This window comes from Rossellomorea sp. ABR4_004, assembly GCF_056159585.1.
On sequence record NZ_JBSWVM010000006.1, the window covers coordinates 51,505 to 69,681 of the forward strand.

The 18,177-nt window shown below is 42.2% G+C and carries 18 protein-coding genes; all 18 read right to left on the minus strand.

All coding sequences use genetic code 11. From position 1 onward, the window contains the following. Window positions 1-140: 140 nt before the first annotated feature. Complete coding sequence (locus ACXAF2_RS21720; RefSeq protein WP_475141768.1) at window positions 141-1,046, minus strand: AEC family transporter; 906 nt, start codon at window positions 1,044-1,046, stop codon at window positions 141-143. A 70-nt stretch (window positions 1,047-1,116) separates the two neighbouring features. Next, window positions 1,117-2,439, minus strand: coding sequence for a 2-hydroxycarboxylate transporter family protein (locus tag ACXAF2_RS21725; RefSeq protein WP_475141769.1), 1,323 nt, complete (start codon window positions 2,437-2,439; stop codon window positions 1,117-1,119). A gap of 29 nt (window positions 2,440-2,468) precedes the next feature. Beyond that, a complete protein-coding gene (locus tag ACXAF2_RS21730) occupies window positions 2,469-3,659 on the minus strand; it encodes an NAD(P)-dependent malic enzyme (RefSeq protein WP_475141771.1) in 1,191 nt (396 codons plus the stop codon). Between the two features lie 123 nt (window positions 3,660-3,782). Next, window positions 3,783-4,490, minus strand: coding sequence for a response regulator (locus ACXAF2_RS21735; protein WP_475141773.1), 708 nt, complete (start codon window positions 4,488-4,490; stop codon window positions 3,783-3,785). Next, window positions 4,483-6,081, minus strand: a complete 1,599-nt coding sequence (gene dcuS / locus ACXAF2_RS21740; RefSeq protein WP_475141775.1) for a DcuS/MalK family sensor histidine kinase — start codon at window positions 6,079-6,081, stop codon at window positions 4,483-4,485. The genes ACXAF2_RS21735 and dcuS overlap by 8 nt, the downstream gene beginning before the upstream one ends. A gap of 186 nt (window positions 6,082-6,267) precedes the next feature. Further along, complete coding sequence (locus ACXAF2_RS21745; protein ID WP_475141778.1) at window positions 6,268-7,044, minus strand: enoyl-CoA hydratase-related protein; 777 nt, start codon at window positions 7,042-7,044, stop codon at window positions 6,268-6,270. 190 nt (window positions 7,045-7,234) lie between these two features. Continuing rightward, on the minus strand, window positions 7,235-8,791 hold the full coding sequence (locus tag ACXAF2_RS21750) for a fatty acid--CoA ligase family protein (RefSeq protein WP_475141780.1): 1,557 nt from the start codon (window positions 8,789-8,791) through the stop codon (window positions 7,235-7,237). Between the two features lie 151 nt (window positions 8,792-8,942). Further along, complete coding sequence (locus ACXAF2_RS21755) at window positions 8,943-9,422, minus strand: hypothetical protein (RefSeq protein ID WP_475141782.1); 480 nt, start codon at window positions 9,420-9,422, stop codon at window positions 8,943-8,945. A gap of 31 nt (window positions 9,423-9,453) precedes the next feature. Next, a complete protein-coding gene (locus ACXAF2_RS21760) occupies window positions 9,454-10,734 on the minus strand; it encodes a TRAP transporter large permease (protein WP_475141783.1) in 1,281 nt (426 codons plus the stop codon). Next, on the minus strand, window positions 10,735-11,208 hold the full coding sequence (locus ACXAF2_RS21765) for a TRAP transporter small permease (RefSeq protein WP_475141785.1): 474 nt from the start codon (window positions 11,206-11,208) through the stop codon (window positions 10,735-10,737). Between the two features lie 26 nt (window positions 11,209-11,234). After that, window positions 11,235-12,260, minus strand: coding sequence for a TRAP transporter substrate-binding protein (locus tag ACXAF2_RS21770; RefSeq protein ID WP_475141786.1), 1,026 nt, complete (start codon window positions 12,258-12,260; stop codon window positions 11,235-11,237). A 65-nt stretch (window positions 12,261-12,325) separates the two neighbouring features. Continuing rightward, window positions 12,326-12,865, minus strand: a complete 540-nt coding sequence (locus tag ACXAF2_RS21775) for an FAD synthetase (RefSeq protein WP_475141787.1) — start codon at window positions 12,863-12,865, stop codon at window positions 12,326-12,328. A gap of 35 nt (window positions 12,866-12,900) precedes the next feature. Then, entirely contained in the window at window positions 12,901-13,080 is a 180-nt protein-coding gene (locus ACXAF2_RS21780; protein WP_148968378.1) for a tautomerase family protein, read from the minus strand. Between the two features lie 2 nt (window positions 13,081-13,082). Then, on the minus strand, window positions 13,083-13,883 hold the full coding sequence (locus tag ACXAF2_RS21785) for a 2-keto-4-pentenoate hydratase (protein ID WP_475141789.1): 801 nt from the start codon (window positions 13,881-13,883) through the stop codon (window positions 13,083-13,085). A gap of 13 nt (window positions 13,884-13,896) precedes the next feature. After that, entirely contained in the window at window positions 13,897-14,913 is a 1,017-nt protein-coding gene (dmpG, locus tag ACXAF2_RS21790; protein ID WP_475141790.1) for a 4-hydroxy-2-oxovalerate aldolase, read from the minus strand. 36 nt (window positions 14,914-14,949) lie between these two features. After that, window positions 14,950-15,825 (minus strand): acetaldehyde dehydrogenase (acetylating), encoded by an 876-nt coding sequence (locus ACXAF2_RS21795; protein WP_475141792.1) that lies wholly within the window; start codon window positions 15,823-15,825, stop codon window positions 14,950-14,952. Between the two features lie 12 nt (window positions 15,826-15,837). Next, complete coding sequence (locus ACXAF2_RS21800; RefSeq protein WP_475141880.1) at window positions 15,838-16,620, minus strand: 2-keto-4-pentenoate hydratase; 783 nt, start codon at window positions 16,618-16,620, stop codon at window positions 15,838-15,840. A 31-nt stretch (window positions 16,621-16,651) separates the two neighbouring features. Next, the gene (locus ACXAF2_RS21805; protein WP_475141794.1) at window positions 16,652-18,127 is read right to left on the minus strand and encodes an aldehyde dehydrogenase; all 1,476 of its coding nucleotides are present in this window, start codon (window positions 18,125-18,127) and stop codon (window positions 16,652-16,654) included. Window positions 18,128-18,177 lie beyond the last annotated feature (50 nt).

The window sequence follows — 18,177 nt, forward strand, 5'->3', positions numbered from 1 at the left end:
AATCCTCCTTAATCTGATTGAATTGGTTGGAATTTATTTTACAATAGTAATAGATTCGAAGGCAGTTGTCAAAAAGAGAGACTTCTACTTACTTTATTCTATTAAAAAAGCTACTTGAGAAATCTCAAGCAGCTTCCATTCTATAAGGATACAAGGGCCAACATGATCGGGATCGTCACAATGCTCATAAGTGTAGTGACCAGTGTACTTGTCGACACTAAATCAGGTTCTGTATTGAACTGCAATGAAAACATCGTCGTATTCGCAGCAGTCGGCATGCTTGCCAAAATAATGAGAATCGAAGCCAACATGGTCGAAATAGGCAGGAACGAAACGACGACCAGAGCTATGATGGGTGAAGCTACCATTCTCATGATCACAATAAAGGAAAGTGCGCCTCTTTCCACCTTCTTCCCTCCCAATGTGGCCAATTGCATCCCTAACACTACCATAATCGTAGGAATCGTTGCCTGGGAAATCAGATCAATGGTCTGACTCATAAACACCGGCACATCAAGCTGCAACAATTGAAAGCCCAATCCAAGAAAAGCACCATGCAGAATCGGCATCTTGACGATCTTCATCCAAATTTCCCTCGTCTCCCTCTTTTTATCACTGCCACTGACAGCATAATAGAGGCCGATTGTGTTCATAAGAAAGGACTGTATCACCATCATAATGACCGCATAGCGAAAACCGAGCTCACCGAAAGCAAATAGGATGATCGGTACTCCATAGTTGCCGCTGTTCATGAATACCCCGGATAAAATCATGGCCGACACTTTCGGTTTTGAATAGTTTCTAAACTTAGCCACTATTTTAATAGATACAATCAAAATCACACAAAGCGCGATACAAAAGAGAAAAATATAAAGATAATCCAAATTCAGTTCATTCTCGTAAAAGGTCTTAAATGCAAGAAATGGATACATTAAGTAAATAGCCATCTTCGAAATCGAATTGATCTCGAAACCAAGTTTCTTTTGGCCGATATATCCAACGGCAAAGACGAGTAATGCAGGTAGTACAATTAATATTACGTCCATTTACGTCACCACAATCTATTAAAATGAAAGATAGGCTTGACTACAAGAGTCAAGCCTAAGTGTACCATATTTACAACAACGGGATAATTAATCCGGCCAATAACAGAATCAATGCGCCGCCTAATCGGGAAGAGATTTGAGCGAAAGGCATAAGCTCCATTCGTTTCGATGCTGACAACACGGCAACATCCCCTGTTCCTCCCATATTGGCCATGCATAATCCCGCTGTGATCGCTGCTTCAATCGGGTAAAACCCAACGACTTTCCCAAGGATCGCCGCACCGAGGATTGCTCCTAAAACAACTCCGAATACGGTCAAGATATATTGAAGCGTCAACGCTGCAAGAACGGTATCTAAGTCGGTGTACGCGACACCGATCCCAAATAATAAAGCGAACGTCCAATTGCTTGCTACAAATTGATACCACTGACTGGCTCCCTCTACGACGTTTTGAGGGATCATGTTTGAAATCTTCGCTGCCGCGACAAGAATGATCATGATGGCATATGGATGAAGGGGAAGAACCGATCCCAGCAATGTCCCCACCGTGAAGAATGTAAGGGCAGCGAGTAAGCCCACCCCCATCTTTTCAATATTATACTTCTGTTTTGTCTTCTCATAAGTAAAGCCTTTCATAAGCTGTCCGTTTCCACTTAGAGAAGGTACTTTTTTTCCGATAATGTCAAGAACCGATGCTAAAATGATGGCAAATACATTCCCTAATGCAAGTGCAGGCACTAGCATGGAGATATAATAGCTCGGGTCATTCCCCATCATTTCCGAATAGATTTGACTCATGGGAACCGCTCCCGCTCCCATTCCACCACCCATGATGGGCATGGTTATGACGAGGATGGCTTCTTGAAGGGTAAATCCGACCAGAGATCCAAAGATTCCCGCTACTATCACGGCTCCGGCTACCGCCCCGAAGATCGGTAGGAAATAGCGAAGTCCCACTTTCACCAAAACCTTTGAATTCATTCCTAAAATACTTCCAGTGATTAATGCAGCAATATAGAAATTCAAAAATCCGCCTGATTTCATGAAGTCGGTCATGGACGTGACGATGGCTTCCGGAAGTAAACCTGCGTAAACCATAAAAGCAGATCCAAAGATCGCAATGATAGCACCTCCGCCGAGGAACGTCTTCACGATTGGCGTACGATCTCCTATCCATCCAAATAATTCACCGAGAACCATCATGACGAGAAGACTTCCGATCATGCCCCCTGGAAGGTTCCCCGTATACAAGCTTGCAAGCGTGATGCCCGTAAAGACCAGGAACCAAAGGATCGGCATATTGAAAATCTGAAGAGATCGGTCTTTCGTATGCGTCACATTCTCTTTTGTTTTCTCATTCTTATATGAAAGTGTTGATGCTGCTTGTCCCATCTTGTTCATCCCCTTTGTCGTATTAATCATTATGAAACTGAGCTGTTTGCTTTGCTTTTCTTACATGCAATCTTCCGCACGGACTCCCCTACTCTTTCTGCCACTCGGGGATCAAGCGCCTTCGGAATAATATATTGAGGGCTTAATTCAGAAGAGCTGACCACATCGGCTATGGCATAGGAAGCAGCCACTTTCATTTCCATTGTGATGTCCTTTGCTTTCGCATCCAGAGCTCCTCTGAATACCCCGGGGAAAGCGAGAAGATTATTGACCTGGTTCGGATAATCCGATCTCCCCGTCCCCACTACTGCTGCGCCTGCTTCCAATGCTTCCTCCGGATAAATTTCAGGTATAGGATTGGCCATCGCAAACACAATCGGCTGCTCATTCATCGTTTTAATATACTCTTTCTTGAGGGCTCCAGGTCCCGATACACCGATAAATACATCTGCCCCTTTTAATGCATCCGATAATTCACCGCGTACCCCTAACAGGTTCGTGCGTAAAGAAATATCCTCTTGGGTAGCATTCATCCATTTCTCTCCTTTACACAGGACACCTTCTAAACTTACGAGAGTAATATCTTCATAACCTGCGAATAAAAGGAGTTCCGCAATCGCAATTCCAGCTGCCCCTGCCCCATTGATGACAATTTTCACTTTCTTATATGATTTGTTTACAACCTTCAGCGCATTGATTAATGCGCCCAGGACGACAATGGCTGTACCATGCTGGTCATCATGGAAAACCGGAATATCCAACTCTTTTTTTAACCGTTTTTCAATTTCAAAACAGCGCGGTGCTGAAATATCCTCCAGATTAATCCCTCCAAAAGAAGGGGACAAGGCCTTAATGATCGTGACGATTTCATCTACATCCTTCGTATCCAGACTAAGGGGGAAGGCATCTATACCGGCGAACTTCTTAAACAACATACTTTTCCCTTCCATGACCGGGATCGCGGCTTCCGGACCGATATCACCAAGACCCAATACAGCTGTACCGTCGGTGACGATGGCCACCATGTTTCCTTTCGATGTCAGCGTATTGGCCTGCCTTGGATCCTCGGCTATCGTCTTACATACATCGGCGACACCCGGTGTATAGACAAGACTAAGGTCTTCTTCAGATGAAATATCAATCTTACTCACCACTTCAATTTTCCCTGCATGTGTTTCATGTATGGATAATGCTTCTTCCTTTAAATTCTTTCGAGTCATCCAATCGCTCCTAACGAAATCGCTTTCAATATATACCTATCATATGAAAACGCTTTATCTTTTCATAGGTTATGAAACTATTGTTTGACTTTTGAAATTAAAAAAAGCAGCCGGATGGGCTGCTTACAAATAGGTTTGAATCCGTGTGCTATTCAATTTATTCCATGTATATTGATAGACCGGCCTTCCGATACCATAGATCAGGGTCTCATCCACCACGCCGATATCTTTCAGAAACCTGAGGTACTTTCTGATCGAAACTCGTGAAATGGACGTTATGTCTGCAATATCATCTGTTGAAAAGGACTCTTCTTCCAAACTCATAATCTCATCGTAGATAGACGATAATGTACTGCTCGTCAACCCTTTAGGAAGTGGTGACTTCTCCCTGGCTTGTACATCCCTAAGTAAAAGTAAATCCAGTTCGCTCTGATCGATGGTAGATTGCTTCTGAAGCATACAATTACTCTCCCGGTAAGACATCAATGCTTTTTTAAATCGTTCAAATTCAAAAGGCTTGATCAAATAGTCCACTACCCCCATGCGAAGGGCACTCTGGATATGATCAACTTCTGATGCGGCTGTGATGAGGATGACATCTGTCTCCCGCTGTTCCATCCGTATTTGCTCCAACAAGTCCATCCCGTTTCGTTTACCAGGCATATAAACATCCAATAATACCAGGTCAATCTTATTCTCATTTACTTTCACCATGGCATCTTCAATCGAATTCGAGATACCGATTAAATGAAACCCTTTGATCTCTTCCAGATACCTTTGATTAAACCTGGCCACCATCGGATCATCTTCCACGATCAATACATTAATCACCCTTTTCCCCCTCCTTATATGAAGCTTGAACAATCATTGTCGTTCCAGATCCTACCTTTGATTCAACGTGCAGGGTTCCATTCAGTTTACGGAGACTTTCTTTCACTAAGAAGAGGCCGTATCCTCTTCCATCTCCTTTAGATGAGTATCCTTTGGCGAAGATATCCTCTACCATTTCATCCGCCATTCCTTCTCCTGTATCTGTCACGACCATTTCAAATCGCTCGTCCTGATAGAATAGCTCAATCAGCACTTCCTTTTCATCACTATTTGTCGTTGCTTCAACACTATTATCCAATAGGTTTCCAATCACGGTAATCAGTTCATGAGTAACAGTAGGGTCTTTGGGTTCCGGGATAAAGTCATGACAATCAATGGTCAATGCAACGTTCTTTTCCCTCGCATAGCTCAGTTTTCCCATGATAAAACCAGCCAAAGCAGGATCCTTCACTTTCGACGTCACCGTGCTCACTTCATCGACCCTTAAGGAAACAAGCTCTTTCACGTAGCGATTTAAATGATTGTAATCCTTCATCTTCACCAATCCCAGAATGACATGCATCTTATTCATAAATTCATGCGACTGGGCCCTGAGCGCTTCCGCATACGATTTGACACCTGTTAACTGCTCTGCTAATTGATTCACTTCCGTTTTATCACGGAAGGTAGAGATTGCTCCGACTACTTCATCATTGACGATTAACGGGACGCGATTCACCAGGATAGATACCCCATTGATCGTCTGCTCCTCGTCAAGCTCAGGTTTCCCCGTTCTGATGACTCTTTCCAACCTGGTGTGTGGCATGTATTCTTTGATGGGCATTCCAATCGGATCCGAGCTTAGTCCCGCTTTATTAAATATTTTCAGAGCAGATTTGTTCACTAATGAGATGGTCGTATCTTTATTGACAGCCACTACCCCCTCATGTACCGACTGGAGCATCGTATTCCGCTCTTCCAATATTTTCGCAATCGTAATCGGCTCCAAGCCAAATAAAATTTTCTTTATGTATCTGGCTATAATAATCGCCCCGATAATTCCAACAATAATCCCGATCATGGATCCCACTAATATATTCCGGTGACTCCGGCCCAATGCTTCCTCGACGCTACCCAGGGAAATCCCTACTGCGACAGCCCCTATCTGTTGATTTTCATCGTTATAGACAGGAGAAAATGCCCTGACGGATTTACCCAAAGTCCCTTCTGAAATAGACAATGTTTCCTTCCCTTGAAGTACATCTTTCTCGTCCCCGCCGACAAAATGCTTGCCGATGCGATCGGGATCAGGGTGAGATTTACGTATCCCTTCCATATCCATGACCACTACAAACAGAACCTCTGCTGATTTCTGGATATCTTTGCTGTATTCTTGAATTCGATCTTCCCTTTCCCCTTCTAAACCACTCTTCACAATCGTGGAATGAGCGACGGTCCGGGAAACGATTTTCGCCTTTTCTTCAATATTAGACTCTATGTTGTCATTGATCGTCCTGGAAATTAGCAAGTCGGTTATCACAAGTGATACCAGGACAACGATGCACACGAAGAGAATGATGATGGTACTTAGTTTAAGCTGTTTCTTTTTCACAGGAGACACTCCAGTGTTTTTTTAGTATGATTCTATATTTTACATGATTTTTGGTTTTTAAAAAGGGCCATAAGAAAAAGAGGCTCCGAATTGGAACCTCCTGGTTGAAATGAACTAAAGACTCAGTGATTCATATGCCTGCCCAAAAAGAATCCCTAAAGAAGAGTCCTTTTCATCAAACCTACATCACTTCCCCTTAAACTCCGGCTTCCGCTTTTGACTAAACGCCAACAAAGCCTCTACACGATCTTCCGTAGGAATTGTCATCTCATATGCTTTTCTCTCAATCTGTAATCCGGTCTGCAGGTCTACGTTCATACCATTCTTCACGGCAAACTTAGCTTGCTGCAGGGCAATAGGACCATTAGCCAGCATAGGTTCCACGAATGCATGGACTTCATCCAAGAAATTCTCTTTTTCTACTACCCTTGTAACGAGTCCGATGTCCAACGCTTCTTCTGAAGTTAATCGCTTAGCTGTCAGAATAAGCTCCAGTGCTTTGGATTCTCCTACTAATCGTGGAAGACGCTGGGTTCCACCTGCCCCCGGGATGATGGCAAGGCTTGTTTCGGTCAGTCCCATTGTAGTCTCTGCTACAGCGATCCTGAAATCGCATGCCAGTGCCAGCTCCATTCCTCCGCCGAATGCGTAGCCGTTCATGGCTGCGATAGTTGGTTGAGGAAGAGTGGCGACGGATTGGAAGACTTCGCCGATTTTGTAGACGTTGCGGATTACTTGCTGTTCGGTCAGGGTTTTGCGTTCTTTGAGATCGGCTCCAACCGAAAAGGCTTTTTCTCCGCTTCCTGTGAATATGACGACTCTGACGTCCGGGTTGATGCGGAGTGCTTCGACTACCTGCTGAAGTTCGTTCAGTGTATCGTAGTTAAAGGCATTCATTGCCTCCGGTCGGTTGATGGTGACGGTGGCGACGGTGCCTTTTTGTTGTAGTAAAATCGATTCCATGTTTGTTCTCCCCTTTTTTAAGTGTTTCCTCCTTATGTATGATTCGACACAAACCGAGAAAACCCTTTCATTTTTTGATTAGGCTGAACATGAGCATATCCCGGTTAGCTGCTCAAAGCTGTTGCAGGCAAGTAAAGCGATGAAGTAAACACAAAAAGATGCTCAGTGATCTACTGAACATCTTCTTTTTTTAAGATTGAAGCACCTGTTCTTTCAGTGCTCTTCTTAAAATTTTCCCTGTTGTATTCTTCGGCAGCTCATCAATGAACTCGATCGATGCTGGCAGCTTGTACTTGGCAAGATGCTCTTTACAATACTCAAGTACGTCCTGTTCCGTTAAGGATGGTTCACTTTTCACAACATAGCTGCTGACGGCTTCACCCAGTTCGGGATGTGGGACACCGATGACCGCTGCTTCTACAATTCCAGGGTGATTGTATAGCACTTCCTCTACTTCACGCGGATAAACGTTGTATCCTCCTACAATAATCAGCTCTTTTTTACGATCGACAATATAAAAGTAGCCTTCTTCATCCATCCGGGCGAGATCACCTGTGTATAACCAGCCGTCACGGATCGATGCGGCTGTTTCTTCTTCCATTTTGTAATAGCCCTTCATGACATTCGGGCCTTTGACAATCAGTTCGCCGACTTGCCCGACTGGAACTTCTTCTCCCAATTCATCGACGACTTTGTTCTCCAGGTTCATGATCGATGTTCCGATTGACCCCGGCTTTCTTGGTCGATCCAACGGGTTGAAGCATGTTACAGGCGAAGCTTCCGATAAGCCGTAGCCTTCAGAAATCATGACGTTGAATTTCTTTTCAAAGTTTTTCAAGAGTGCTACCGGTAAGGAAGCGCCACCTGAAATACAGAGACGGAGAGATGATAAATCTTCTGGATTTCCTTCAGGATATTGGAATAGGAAGTTGTACATGGTTGGTACGCCGGCAAATACGGTTGGCTCATAAGTCTTCGACAGATCGAAAATGGCTTTAGGACTGAATCGCGGAACGATTAAAAGGGTCGCTCCTGTCATCAAAGGCGCATTCAGGACCACTGTCAAACAGAACACGTGAAACATAGGCAGAGCTGTAATGACGGTGTCGTCTTCATTCATCCGTAAATAGCTGCCGACATCGGTTGCATTGGAATAAATATTTTTGTGCGTCAGCATGGCACCTTTGGGTTTCCCAGTCGTTCCTGAGGTGTAAAGGATGATGGCTACTTCATTTCCATCCACTTCCTCCCCCTTAAACGCAGGATCACCTTTTCCGAGAACACTTGTAAACGATTTCATTTTAGGATACGCAAGCGAGATTTTCTCTAAATCGATATCCTTCGCCCGGTCATCCCCTGATTCACAAAGGATGAAATGCTCCACGTCAGATAAAAGGTGCTGCATCTTTTCGATTAATGGTACAAGCAAATCAAGTGTGACTATTGTCTTCACGTCACCATTTTTCAGAATGTAGCCAATTTCATCCGGTGTGTAGATCGGATTGATCGGTATCACCTTTAACCCCATTCGAAGTGCCCCATATAATCCAATGACGAAATGTGGTGAATTCCCTAATACAAGCGCGATGTGATCCCCTTTTTTCAGCCCCAATTGCTCTAAGCCGCTTGCAAATTTCGATACAGCTGCATTTAGTTCCCCGTATGTACTGGAGGTATTTAAGAAATGATAAGCTGTTTTATCTGCTTTCTCTTGAGCGATTTGGTCTAACCGTGTTGCGATATTCAATTGTATCCCTCCCCTTTTCAGATAAACTGAATGAATGGTCATTCATCAAACTATTAAAAGTATTCAAAATATATTCTATATAAAGAATAGTATTAATACAAGTATCTTGTAGAAAAAAAGCCGCCAAAATTTGGACGGCACTTCCATTTTCTTATTGTGCAAAAATCGCATTCGAAACGAGTCTGAACAGATAATCCGTATGATCCCGGAAAGTTGGTTCGAGTCCGATTAATAGTACATTTTCATCCTTCACGATCACTGGTTTACCTTGTGCCGCTTCACTGCCTTTCCAATGGCCGGCCAGGAAGAATTCACTGCTATTCTGATAGCTTGATAGAATGTCTGCACTTCCTGTATTTGTGTACCATGTCGGTTGATAAACAAATCCAAGGTCTTCTGTCTCGTAACCAGCTGTGTAAGTAGAATCCGTGTGGGATAATTGGACGATTCCGTTGCTGTTGGAGCCGCCTGTTTCTACCTTCACCTCACTTAATCCAAGCTTTGTCGTAGCCTGGGATGCACCGGCACCGATGGCAAGATATTGACCGCCATCCGCTACAAAGTCTTCCACATTCGTTTTAAACGCTTCATATTGTGCTGCATCCTTCAATCCAAATTCCGAATTGGCCACACTATTCTTATTAAACTTCTAATCATGGTATTCATAGTCCAAGCTTATTCGGAATCCACATCACTGCTCCTTCCCAATAGGTAATGATAAATAAGATGAATATCCCCATCATGAGAAATGGCATGGTTGCCTTTACCAGTCTTTCAAATTTCACATCTGCAATCGAGGAAACAATGAATAACCCTGTCCCTACAGGAGGTGTTAGAAGACCTATGGTGAGATTAATACATATGATGACACCAAAATGAATCGGATCGATGTCAAATGCTGTGATCAGAGGCATAAAAACAGGTACTAATATGATTAAAGCCGCTATTCCATCCAGTACCGCACCTAGTAATAGCAGTAGTATATTCACCAATAACAGAAAAACAAATGGGTTATCTGATAAGGATGTCATTTGTGTTACGATTGCTTGTGGGATTTGTTCAAATGCTATCATCCAGCCAAAGATATTGGCCATTGCAATTAAAAAAGTAACCGTTGCTGTTGCCGTCACTGTATTCACTAAAATACCAGGGATTTTTCTCCACTTTAGTTCCCTATAGAAAAGCATTCCTACCATAAAGGCTACCAGAGAGGCGATGGCAGCAGATTCCGTAGCTGTAAATGCTCCACTTAAAATTCCAAAAATAATAATGAATGGAACAAGTAATGCCGGGAGAACACTTAATGAACTCGTCATAATTTCTTTCGCAGAAGCTCTGGTCGACTTCTTAAAATTATATTTATATCCAAGGAAGGCGATTAAGCTGATAAAACCTATCCCATACATGATACCTGGAATGATTCCGGCCATGAACAAACCGCCAATGGAAGTACCAGATAGAGTTCCATAGATGATAAAGATCATGCTGGGCGGAATGATTGGAGCTACTATGGAAGAGGCTAATGTTAATGCAGACGAAAACTCTCTATCGTAGCCTTCTTTTTCCATCTCGGGAACCATGACTTTACTCATCATGGCAGCCTGAGCATTAGCTGATCCTAGTATGGAAGCTAAAAACATGTTAGCAATAATCGTGACATAAGCGAGTCCGCCTCTCACATGACCAATTAAGACTCTTGCAAACTTTACTAACCTTGTGGTGATACCGCCACCATTCATTAACTCTCCTGCCAGCATAAATAAAGGAATGGCCAATAACCCAAAATTATCTAATCCCGAGTATAGTCTCATGGGAGTAGAGGACAACAGTGTTACGTTTCCTACTACTAGAAAATAGAGAACGGTTGTGATTCCCAGTACAAGGGAGATAGGTACAGACATAAAGAGGAGTATAAAGAAACAAAAGACCACTAATATTGTCAATTACTTCTCCTCCTTTACCAAATCAAATAGGTTAGATAATACGTGGATCCCTGCAAATGAAAGACCCAATGGCACTGCTGCATAAGGAATCCACATTGGTATTAACATGGCTGTGGATTTTTGATATGCCACACTAGGTGACAAAATCCAACTAATACTGTAATAGATTAAGAGAACGAGAAAAATGAGCATAATCATATGCCCTAAAATAAGTATGATCCTTTTAACTTTTGAAGAGACATATTCTAATACGATCGTGACAGAGGCCTGGGACTTATACTTCAGCCCCAAGCTTCCTCCTATAAAACTAATCCAGATCAGGAGAAATATAGACACTTCTCCTGCCCATGATAATGGTGAATTAAGGATATAACGAAAACCGACTGCTAACGTTACGATAACGGCCATCGAAAACATCAGGATCATTGACAGTATCTTTTCTATAGAAGAAATGCCGTTACTTATCGCTTTCATGATTTTGACCCCCTATTGCTAATCTATTATTTACGGAAAGTATCAATAAACTCTTGAATAAGTGGATCGGTAGGACCATATTTCTCATCAAACTGCTTCATCTGTTCTTTAAATACATCAGAATCTAGTTCGTAGATTTTCATACCTTCGTCTTTTAAGGTTTGTTTAAATTCTTCTTCTTGTCCCGCTCTTGTAGTTGCTGCGAAATCTGCTGCTGCCGCCATGGATTCACGGACAAGTTGTTGGTCTTCTTCAGACAGTCCTTCGAATGTTCCTTTATTCATCATCGCAACTGCTGGCCAAACCATGTGATTAGTCACCGCTCCAAATTTAACTACTTCGTGATATTTATTGGTGATGGCTGCATCCAAATCCATGTCCATTCCATCAATCACACCTGTTTGAACGGCAGAATATACTTCCGGTAATGGAAGCCCCTCAGTGGAAGCACCAGAGAATTGATAGAAGTCCTGCATTGGCGGACTAGGTGTAACACGCAGTTTTAACCCCTCCATATCTGCTGGGTTCTTCACTTCTTTATCTTTAAACAACATCACTCGTTGTCCGGCGAATAAATAGTCCAGACCAACTAAACCTTGCTTATCGATCGTACTGAGAATATTCTTTGCGACCTCTGAATCTCTTGCTTCATTTGCCGCATTTAAATCTTCAAACGCATAAGGAGTAAACCAAGCAGCAAATGAAGGTTCCCTTGAGCTCATATATGCAGCTGTTATCAGACCAAAATCAACTGAGCCGGCAGCGATTTGTTCTACCATATCTGCTTCTGTCCCTAACTGACTTGATGGATAAATTTCTACTTTCATACGCCCTTCTGATCTCTTTTCAAGCTCTTCTTTAAATTTTTCTGCCCCTTTATGCCACATGTGACTCGGTGGAGTAATATGAGCTAATTTAAAGTTATAAGTTTTGCCCTTATTATCTTCAGATCCACTGCTTTTTTCTGATTCTCCGGAACCGCAAGCACCCAATACACCTAACACAAGAAGAAGACTCAATAAGTTTAATCCCCATTTTTTCAAACTTTTCAATTCCATTTCCCCCTCATTCATTATTAAAGCGTTTTCAAATATTGAAAATCCAATGAATGTACTCTCTACAGTTGCAAGTGTAACCCTAACAGATTACTAGCTTCGAAATTTTCCCCTTGCTCGATAAGCTTTCTGATTCTAGTTGAGGAAATTACTGTTCCTTGCTCGCAACAAACAGGATTCAATGTACTTACTTTAAAAAATTGCCTGAGCGTTTCCACATTGCCTTCTCTGCCATTACCAAATCTAAAATCGTTCCCAACAAATATCTCTTCCGGGTGGAAACTCATTAGAGTGTTAATAAATTGAGAAGAGGATTGTTTTAGGTACTCTTTATTGAAACTGGCTATGACGGCATAATCCACACCCAGAAACTCAATACGTTCCAACTTCTCATCCAAGGTGGTAAGCATTTTAGCACCTTTAAAATAAGCACGAGGAGGTGGGTCAAAAGTATACACTACGCTTGGTATACCTCTTTTTCTGCTTTCATGTACGACATGAGTAATCACAGATTGATGTCCCTTGTGTACACCGTCAAATGCCCCAATTGTTACAATCGACTGAGGCAATGTTAATGACTGACCATGAAGTGTTTGCACCATTAGCACCTCCAATAAATAATGTCCACAAATACTTACTATTCTTTCAACGTCCCACCAACTGCCCAATTCCCCTTTGGAACTTCATTTATTAAAATTCTTACTTGTTCAGGCTTTGTTTCTAAACATTCACAAATTGAAAGAGTCAGAGATTTTACAAGCTCTTCTTTCACTTCGGGACTCCTGCCTTCGAGAATATGAAGATGAGCAATCGGCACCCTTAATCATCCTTCCCATTACACACATTAAAACCAATGAACCCAAGGGGACCAAAATCAACCTTCAAAGAGTCACCGTCATAAATATTGATTGCTTCGGTCAATCCTCCCGTTAAAATAACCATCCCTGCTTCAATTCCCATGCCATCTCGATCCAACATTTTGGCTAATTCTATAATGGATTTGACAGGGTGCCCTAAAACAGCAGAACCCAGACCAGATTGAACTTTTTCTCCATTTCTAAACATGGAAACTTCCAGATTTTCAAGTGAATAGTTGAAAGGGGAATATGCTTGATCACTCAGTATAAAGCGAGAAGAAGAGGCATTATCTGCCACTACATCCACTAACGTGAAAGAGAAATTCTTATATCGGCTATCAATAACCTCAACTGCAGGCATGATAAATTCTGTTGCACTCCAAACATCCCGAGGTGTTAAATGGCTTCCCTTTAAATCTTTCTTCATTACAAATGCAATTTCCGGTTCAACTCTGGGGTGGATCAAGCCTTTAAGAGAGAGAGAATCTTGATTGAGCTCCATTGATTGAGTTAGTCTCCCATAAATTGGTTCATTCACACCAACCGATTGTTGTTTAGCGACACTCGTTAAACCCATTTTCCATCCAATTTTATGATCTCCCCTTTGGAGGGCACATTGTTCCCATAATTTCTGAATTTCATAGGATTCTTCGACCGTTAAGTTGGGATAAGCCAGTGTAATCTTATCCATCTCAATTCCTTTTACCTGATGAAAATCAATGTTTTTCGCTAATTCTTTTAAGTTTTGCGTTTTAGTCTCCATTGTTGGCTCCTTTCTACCTTACAGTAGCTTTCTTTGATAATTCGCTGGCGACGTCGACAATCATATCTTCTTGTCCTCCTACGACACCCCTTCTACCTAATTCCACTAAGATATCTCTTGGATCTACATTGAATTTCATGGCCGCTTTTTGGGCATGAAGTAAGAAACTCGAATAGACACCTGCATAACCGAGAATTAAACTCCCTTTTGTAATTTCTTGTGGTTTTTCTAAAATGGGAGCTACAATATCCTCTGCCAAATCCATCATTTTATAATGATCGATTCCAGTCTCAATGTTCATGCGATCCAGTATCGAGATCAAGACTTCTGTTTGGGTATTTCCAGCACCTGCACCTAAACACCGGACACTCCCATCGACCCAGGTTGCTCCTTCTTCTATTGCTGCAAGTGTATTGGCCATCGCCAGAGAGAGATTATTATGGGCATGGAATCCTATATTTGAATGGACCCTTTGCTTTAATGCTTTCACTCTTTCCCTTACTTCATGAGGAAGCATGGCCCCTGCAGAATCTACAATATAAATGGTATCCGCTCCATAGCTTTCCATTAATTTCGCCTGCTGTACCAATTTTTCCATGGGTGCCATGTGAGCCATCATTAAGAAACCGACCGTTTCCATACCCAATTCTTTTGCCGTTTGGATATGTTGCTTTGACACATCGGCTTCTGTCACATGGGTAGCAATACGAGCTAGTCTTGCACCTGCTTGCTCTGCCTTTTTCAATTCTTTAACCGTTCCTATTCCCGGTAAGAGCAGAACCCCTATCTTTGCTTGTCTGCATACCGAAACAGCAGCTGAAATCAAATCAAATTCATTTGTTTTTGAAAGCCCGTATTGTAGGGAGGAACCCCCTAATCCATCTCCATGGGAGACTTCAATATAAGGAATATTCGCTTCATCTAAGGCTTTTGCTACATTTATTACTTGATCCACTGTAAAGCTGTGACCGATAGCATGACTTCCGTCTCTTAACGCTACCTCTGTCACAGTAATATCCCGATTTGTCACACTCATTCTCCTTTCGCATTTACTCCAGGTGAAGTATTATGCCTGCTGAGTCATTACATATTTAGCTAGTTCTTCCCCTACTTTCACTGCAGACGAAGTCATGATATCCAGGTTTCCGGCATAACTCGGTAAGTAGTCACCGGAGCCCTCAACTTCAAGGAAAACCGTCACTTTATTGTCTTCAAAAATAGGATCGGTTCGAAGGCGGTATCCAGGAACATATTCACTCACTCTCTTTACCATATTTTTGATTGATTGAGTAATCTCTTTTTGATTCACATTTCCTTTTACTAAACAATAAACCGTGTCCCTCATTAAGATTGGAGGTTCAGCTGGATTAAGAATGATAATCGCTTTTCCATTTTCAGCTCCTCCAATCACTTCAAGACCTTTGGCTGTTGTTACTGTAAATTCATCAATATTAGCTCTTGTGCCAGGACCCGCACTTCTACTGGAAATGGTGGCAACAATTTCTGCATACTCCACTTCAGCTACTGAATTTATACTGTGCACGATGGGAATGGTCGCTTGCCCTCCACAAGTAATCATATTTACATTTTGTTCATGTAAATGCTCGTGTAAGTTTACAGGTGGAACAACAAAGGGACCTATGGCAGCAGGTGTAAGATCTATCACTTTCTTACCGAATTTTTTTAATACTTCAGCATGATGATAATGAGCTTTTGCAGATGTTGCATCAAATAATACATCTGCCAATTCATGTCTTTCTAAAAATCCATCCAACCCATCCGAAAATGTTGAAAGACCATGTTCCTGTGCCATTCTTAATCCTTCTGAATTTGAGTCAATACCAATCATTGCCGTTAGCTCCAATACATCTGAACGCAACAATTTCTTCATTAAATCTGTACCTATATTCCCAGACCCGATTATGGCAACTTTCGTTTTCATTTCTTTTCCTCCTTAACTTTCAAACGTACATGATACCTTCCCTAGACCATCAAACACGGCAGAGAACTCATCTCCGGGTTGTGCGTATACAGCTGCAGATAAAGCACCTGATAGGATCAACTCCCCAGGTTCCAGTGTCAAATTAAACTCATGAAGTTTATTGGCAAGCCATGCTACACAATATGCCGGATCTCCCAGTGCTGCTGAACCCTTCCCCGTATTCATCAGTTCACCATTACGATAGAAGTTCATCCCCACTTCTTTTAAATTGACGTCCTCTATTGAAACGGGTCGATCCCCTAATACAAATAATCCTGATGAAGCATTATCGGCAATCGTATCTTGTAATTTAATCTTCCAATCTGTAATTCTGCTATCGACAATTTCTAGTGCAGGTAATACATAATCTGTAGCATTCAATACATCTTCTGCAGTTACGTTAGGACCTCGTAGCTCTTCTCTAAGGACAAAGGCGATTTCCCCCTCCACTCTGGGTTGAAGAACTTGAGGCTTCAACACTGTTCCATTGTTCTCAATCGCCATTTCATCAAGAAGGTGTCCGTAATCCGGCTCATCGACACCAAGTAGTTCCTGCATGGCGATGGACGTGAGACCAATTTTCTTGCCCACTATGGTTGCGCCCGTTTCGACTTTCCTGGCAATCGTTTTCAGTTGGATGTGATAGGCTTCATGAATGGTGATGGACGGTTTTAATTCAGTTAAAGGTTTACTCCCCACTCTATTTCTCTCAGCTTCTATAAGTTGATTTGAAAAGCTCTTGATCTCTTCACTCATCGTTTTCTCTAACATGAAAAGCCCACCTTTCCTATAATTTAATCGTGATATTGGAAAGCTCACTATAAAATTCGAAACTATGCATGCCTCCCTCTCTGCCAATACCGCTTTGTTTCATACCTCCAAATGGAGTGCGCAGATCTCGCAAATACCAGGTGTTCACCCAAATGATTCCTGCTTCTATTTGGTGAGCTACTCGATGGGCTCTTCGTAAATCATTTGTCCAAATCGTCGTCCCTAATCCATAATGAGTATCGTTTGCTTGTTCAATGACTTCTTCTTCCGTTTCAAAAGGAAGTACCGTCACAACAGGTCCAAATATTTCTTCACGTACACATGTTGCATCTTTATCTAGGCCAACAATGATCGTCGGCATGATAAAATACCCTTTGTCTTCTTCCTGAAGACGACCTCCCCCGGCAAGGATGGTTCCGCCTTCATCTCTCGCCGATTGTATGTAGCCCAACACTCGATCATAGTGTTCTTTACTTATTACTGCGCCAACTTTGGTTTCATCCCGGAATGGATTACCTACAGTGAGCTCTTTTGTTCTGGCAACAAACTTCTCTAAAAAGGATTCATATACCGAACTTTCAACATAAATTCTGGAACCACACAGACATACTTCCCCTTGATTCATAAAACTTGATTTAAGTGTCGTATCGATCACTTCATCAAGGTCGGAATCTGCAAAAATGATGTTAGGATTTTTCCCACCAAGTTCATATGACAGTTTCTTTAAAGATGGGGCAGCGGCTTTCATGATCGCGGTTCCTGTTTTGGTTTCCCCTGTGAACGTAACAGCATCTACGTCAGGATGTTCGGTAATGGCAGCCCCTGCTGAGCCAGGTCCAAAACCATGAACAAGATTCACTACCCCGTCTGGTACTCCTGCTTCTTTACATATTTCTGCCAGTACCGTAGCTGTCATGGGCGTCCACTCAGCAGGCTTCATAACTGCTGTATTTCCAGCTGCAAGGCAAGGTGCCATCTTCCATGTAAGAAGTAATAATGGCAGGTTCCAAGGATTGATCATCCCCACTACACCAACCGGCCGGCGAATGGAGTAATGAAGGGCTTGTTGATCCTGCTGATATGCCTCTGTACCCATAGAGGTCAAGTAGTCTGCAAAGAAATGAAAATTATAGGCAGCTCTTGGAATATCAATTTCAAGTGCCATTTGATAAGGTTTTCCAGTATCCATGGATTCAAGTGCAGCTAATTCTTCTTTTCGTTCAAGAATTAGATCACCAATACGTCTTAAAACAGCAGAACGTTGGCTTGAAGTGAAGGTTTTCCACGGTCCCTTTAAAGCGGTTTTTGCTGCTTTTACAGCTTCATCCACTTCCTTCTTCCCGCCTTCCGATACCCTTCCAATTATCTCCTCAGTAGCTGGATTCATATTTTCGAATGTTTTCATATCAAATGAATCTCTATATTCACCATTAATGAAATGTCTGCAATCTATCGGTCTAACTTTCTGATTGGATTTTTCTTTTAAATGCACTGAAAGTCCCCCCTGCTACTATTCACACGTTTTTATTTTTGAAAAAAGGT

What these genes read in the sequence shown, in the direction of transcription:
- ACXAF2_RS21720 (WP_475141768.1), bottom strand. Translation starts at nt 1,046, where the DNA reads ATGGACGTAATATTAATTGTACTACCTGCATTACTCGTCTTTGCCGTT.
- ACXAF2_RS21725 (WP_475141769.1), bottom strand. Translation starts at nt 2,439, where the DNA reads ATGGGACAAGCAGCATCAACACTTTCATATAAGAATGAGAAAACAAAA.
- ACXAF2_RS21730 (WP_475141771.1), bottom strand. Translation starts at nt 3,659, where the DNA reads ATGACTCGAAAGAATTTAAAGGAAGAAGCATTATCCATACATGAAACA.
- ACXAF2_RS21745 (WP_475141778.1), bottom strand. Translation starts at nt 7,044, where the DNA reads ATGGAATCGATTTTACTACAACAAAAAGGCACCGTCGCCACCGTCACC.
- ACXAF2_RS21765 (WP_475141785.1), bottom strand. Translation starts at nt 11,208, where the DNA reads ATGAAAGCGATAAGTAACGGCATTTCTTCTATAGAAAAGATACTGTCA.
- ACXAF2_RS21775 (WP_475141787.1), bottom strand. Translation starts at nt 12,865, where the DNA reads ATGGTGCAAACACTTCATGGTCAGTCATTAACATTGCCTCAGTCGATT.
- ACXAF2_RS21785 (WP_475141789.1), bottom strand. Translation starts at nt 13,883, where the DNA reads ATGGAGACTAAAACGCAAAACTTAAAAGAATTAGCGAAAAACATTGAT.
- ACXAF2_RS21795 (WP_475141792.1), bottom strand. Translation starts at nt 15,825, where the DNA reads ATGAAAACGAAAGTTGCCATAATCGGGTCTGGGAATATAGGTACAGAT.
- ACXAF2_RS21800 (WP_475141880.1), bottom strand. Translation starts at nt 16,620, where the DNA reads ATGAGTGAAGAGATCAAGAGCTTTTCAAATCAACTTATAGAAGCTGAG.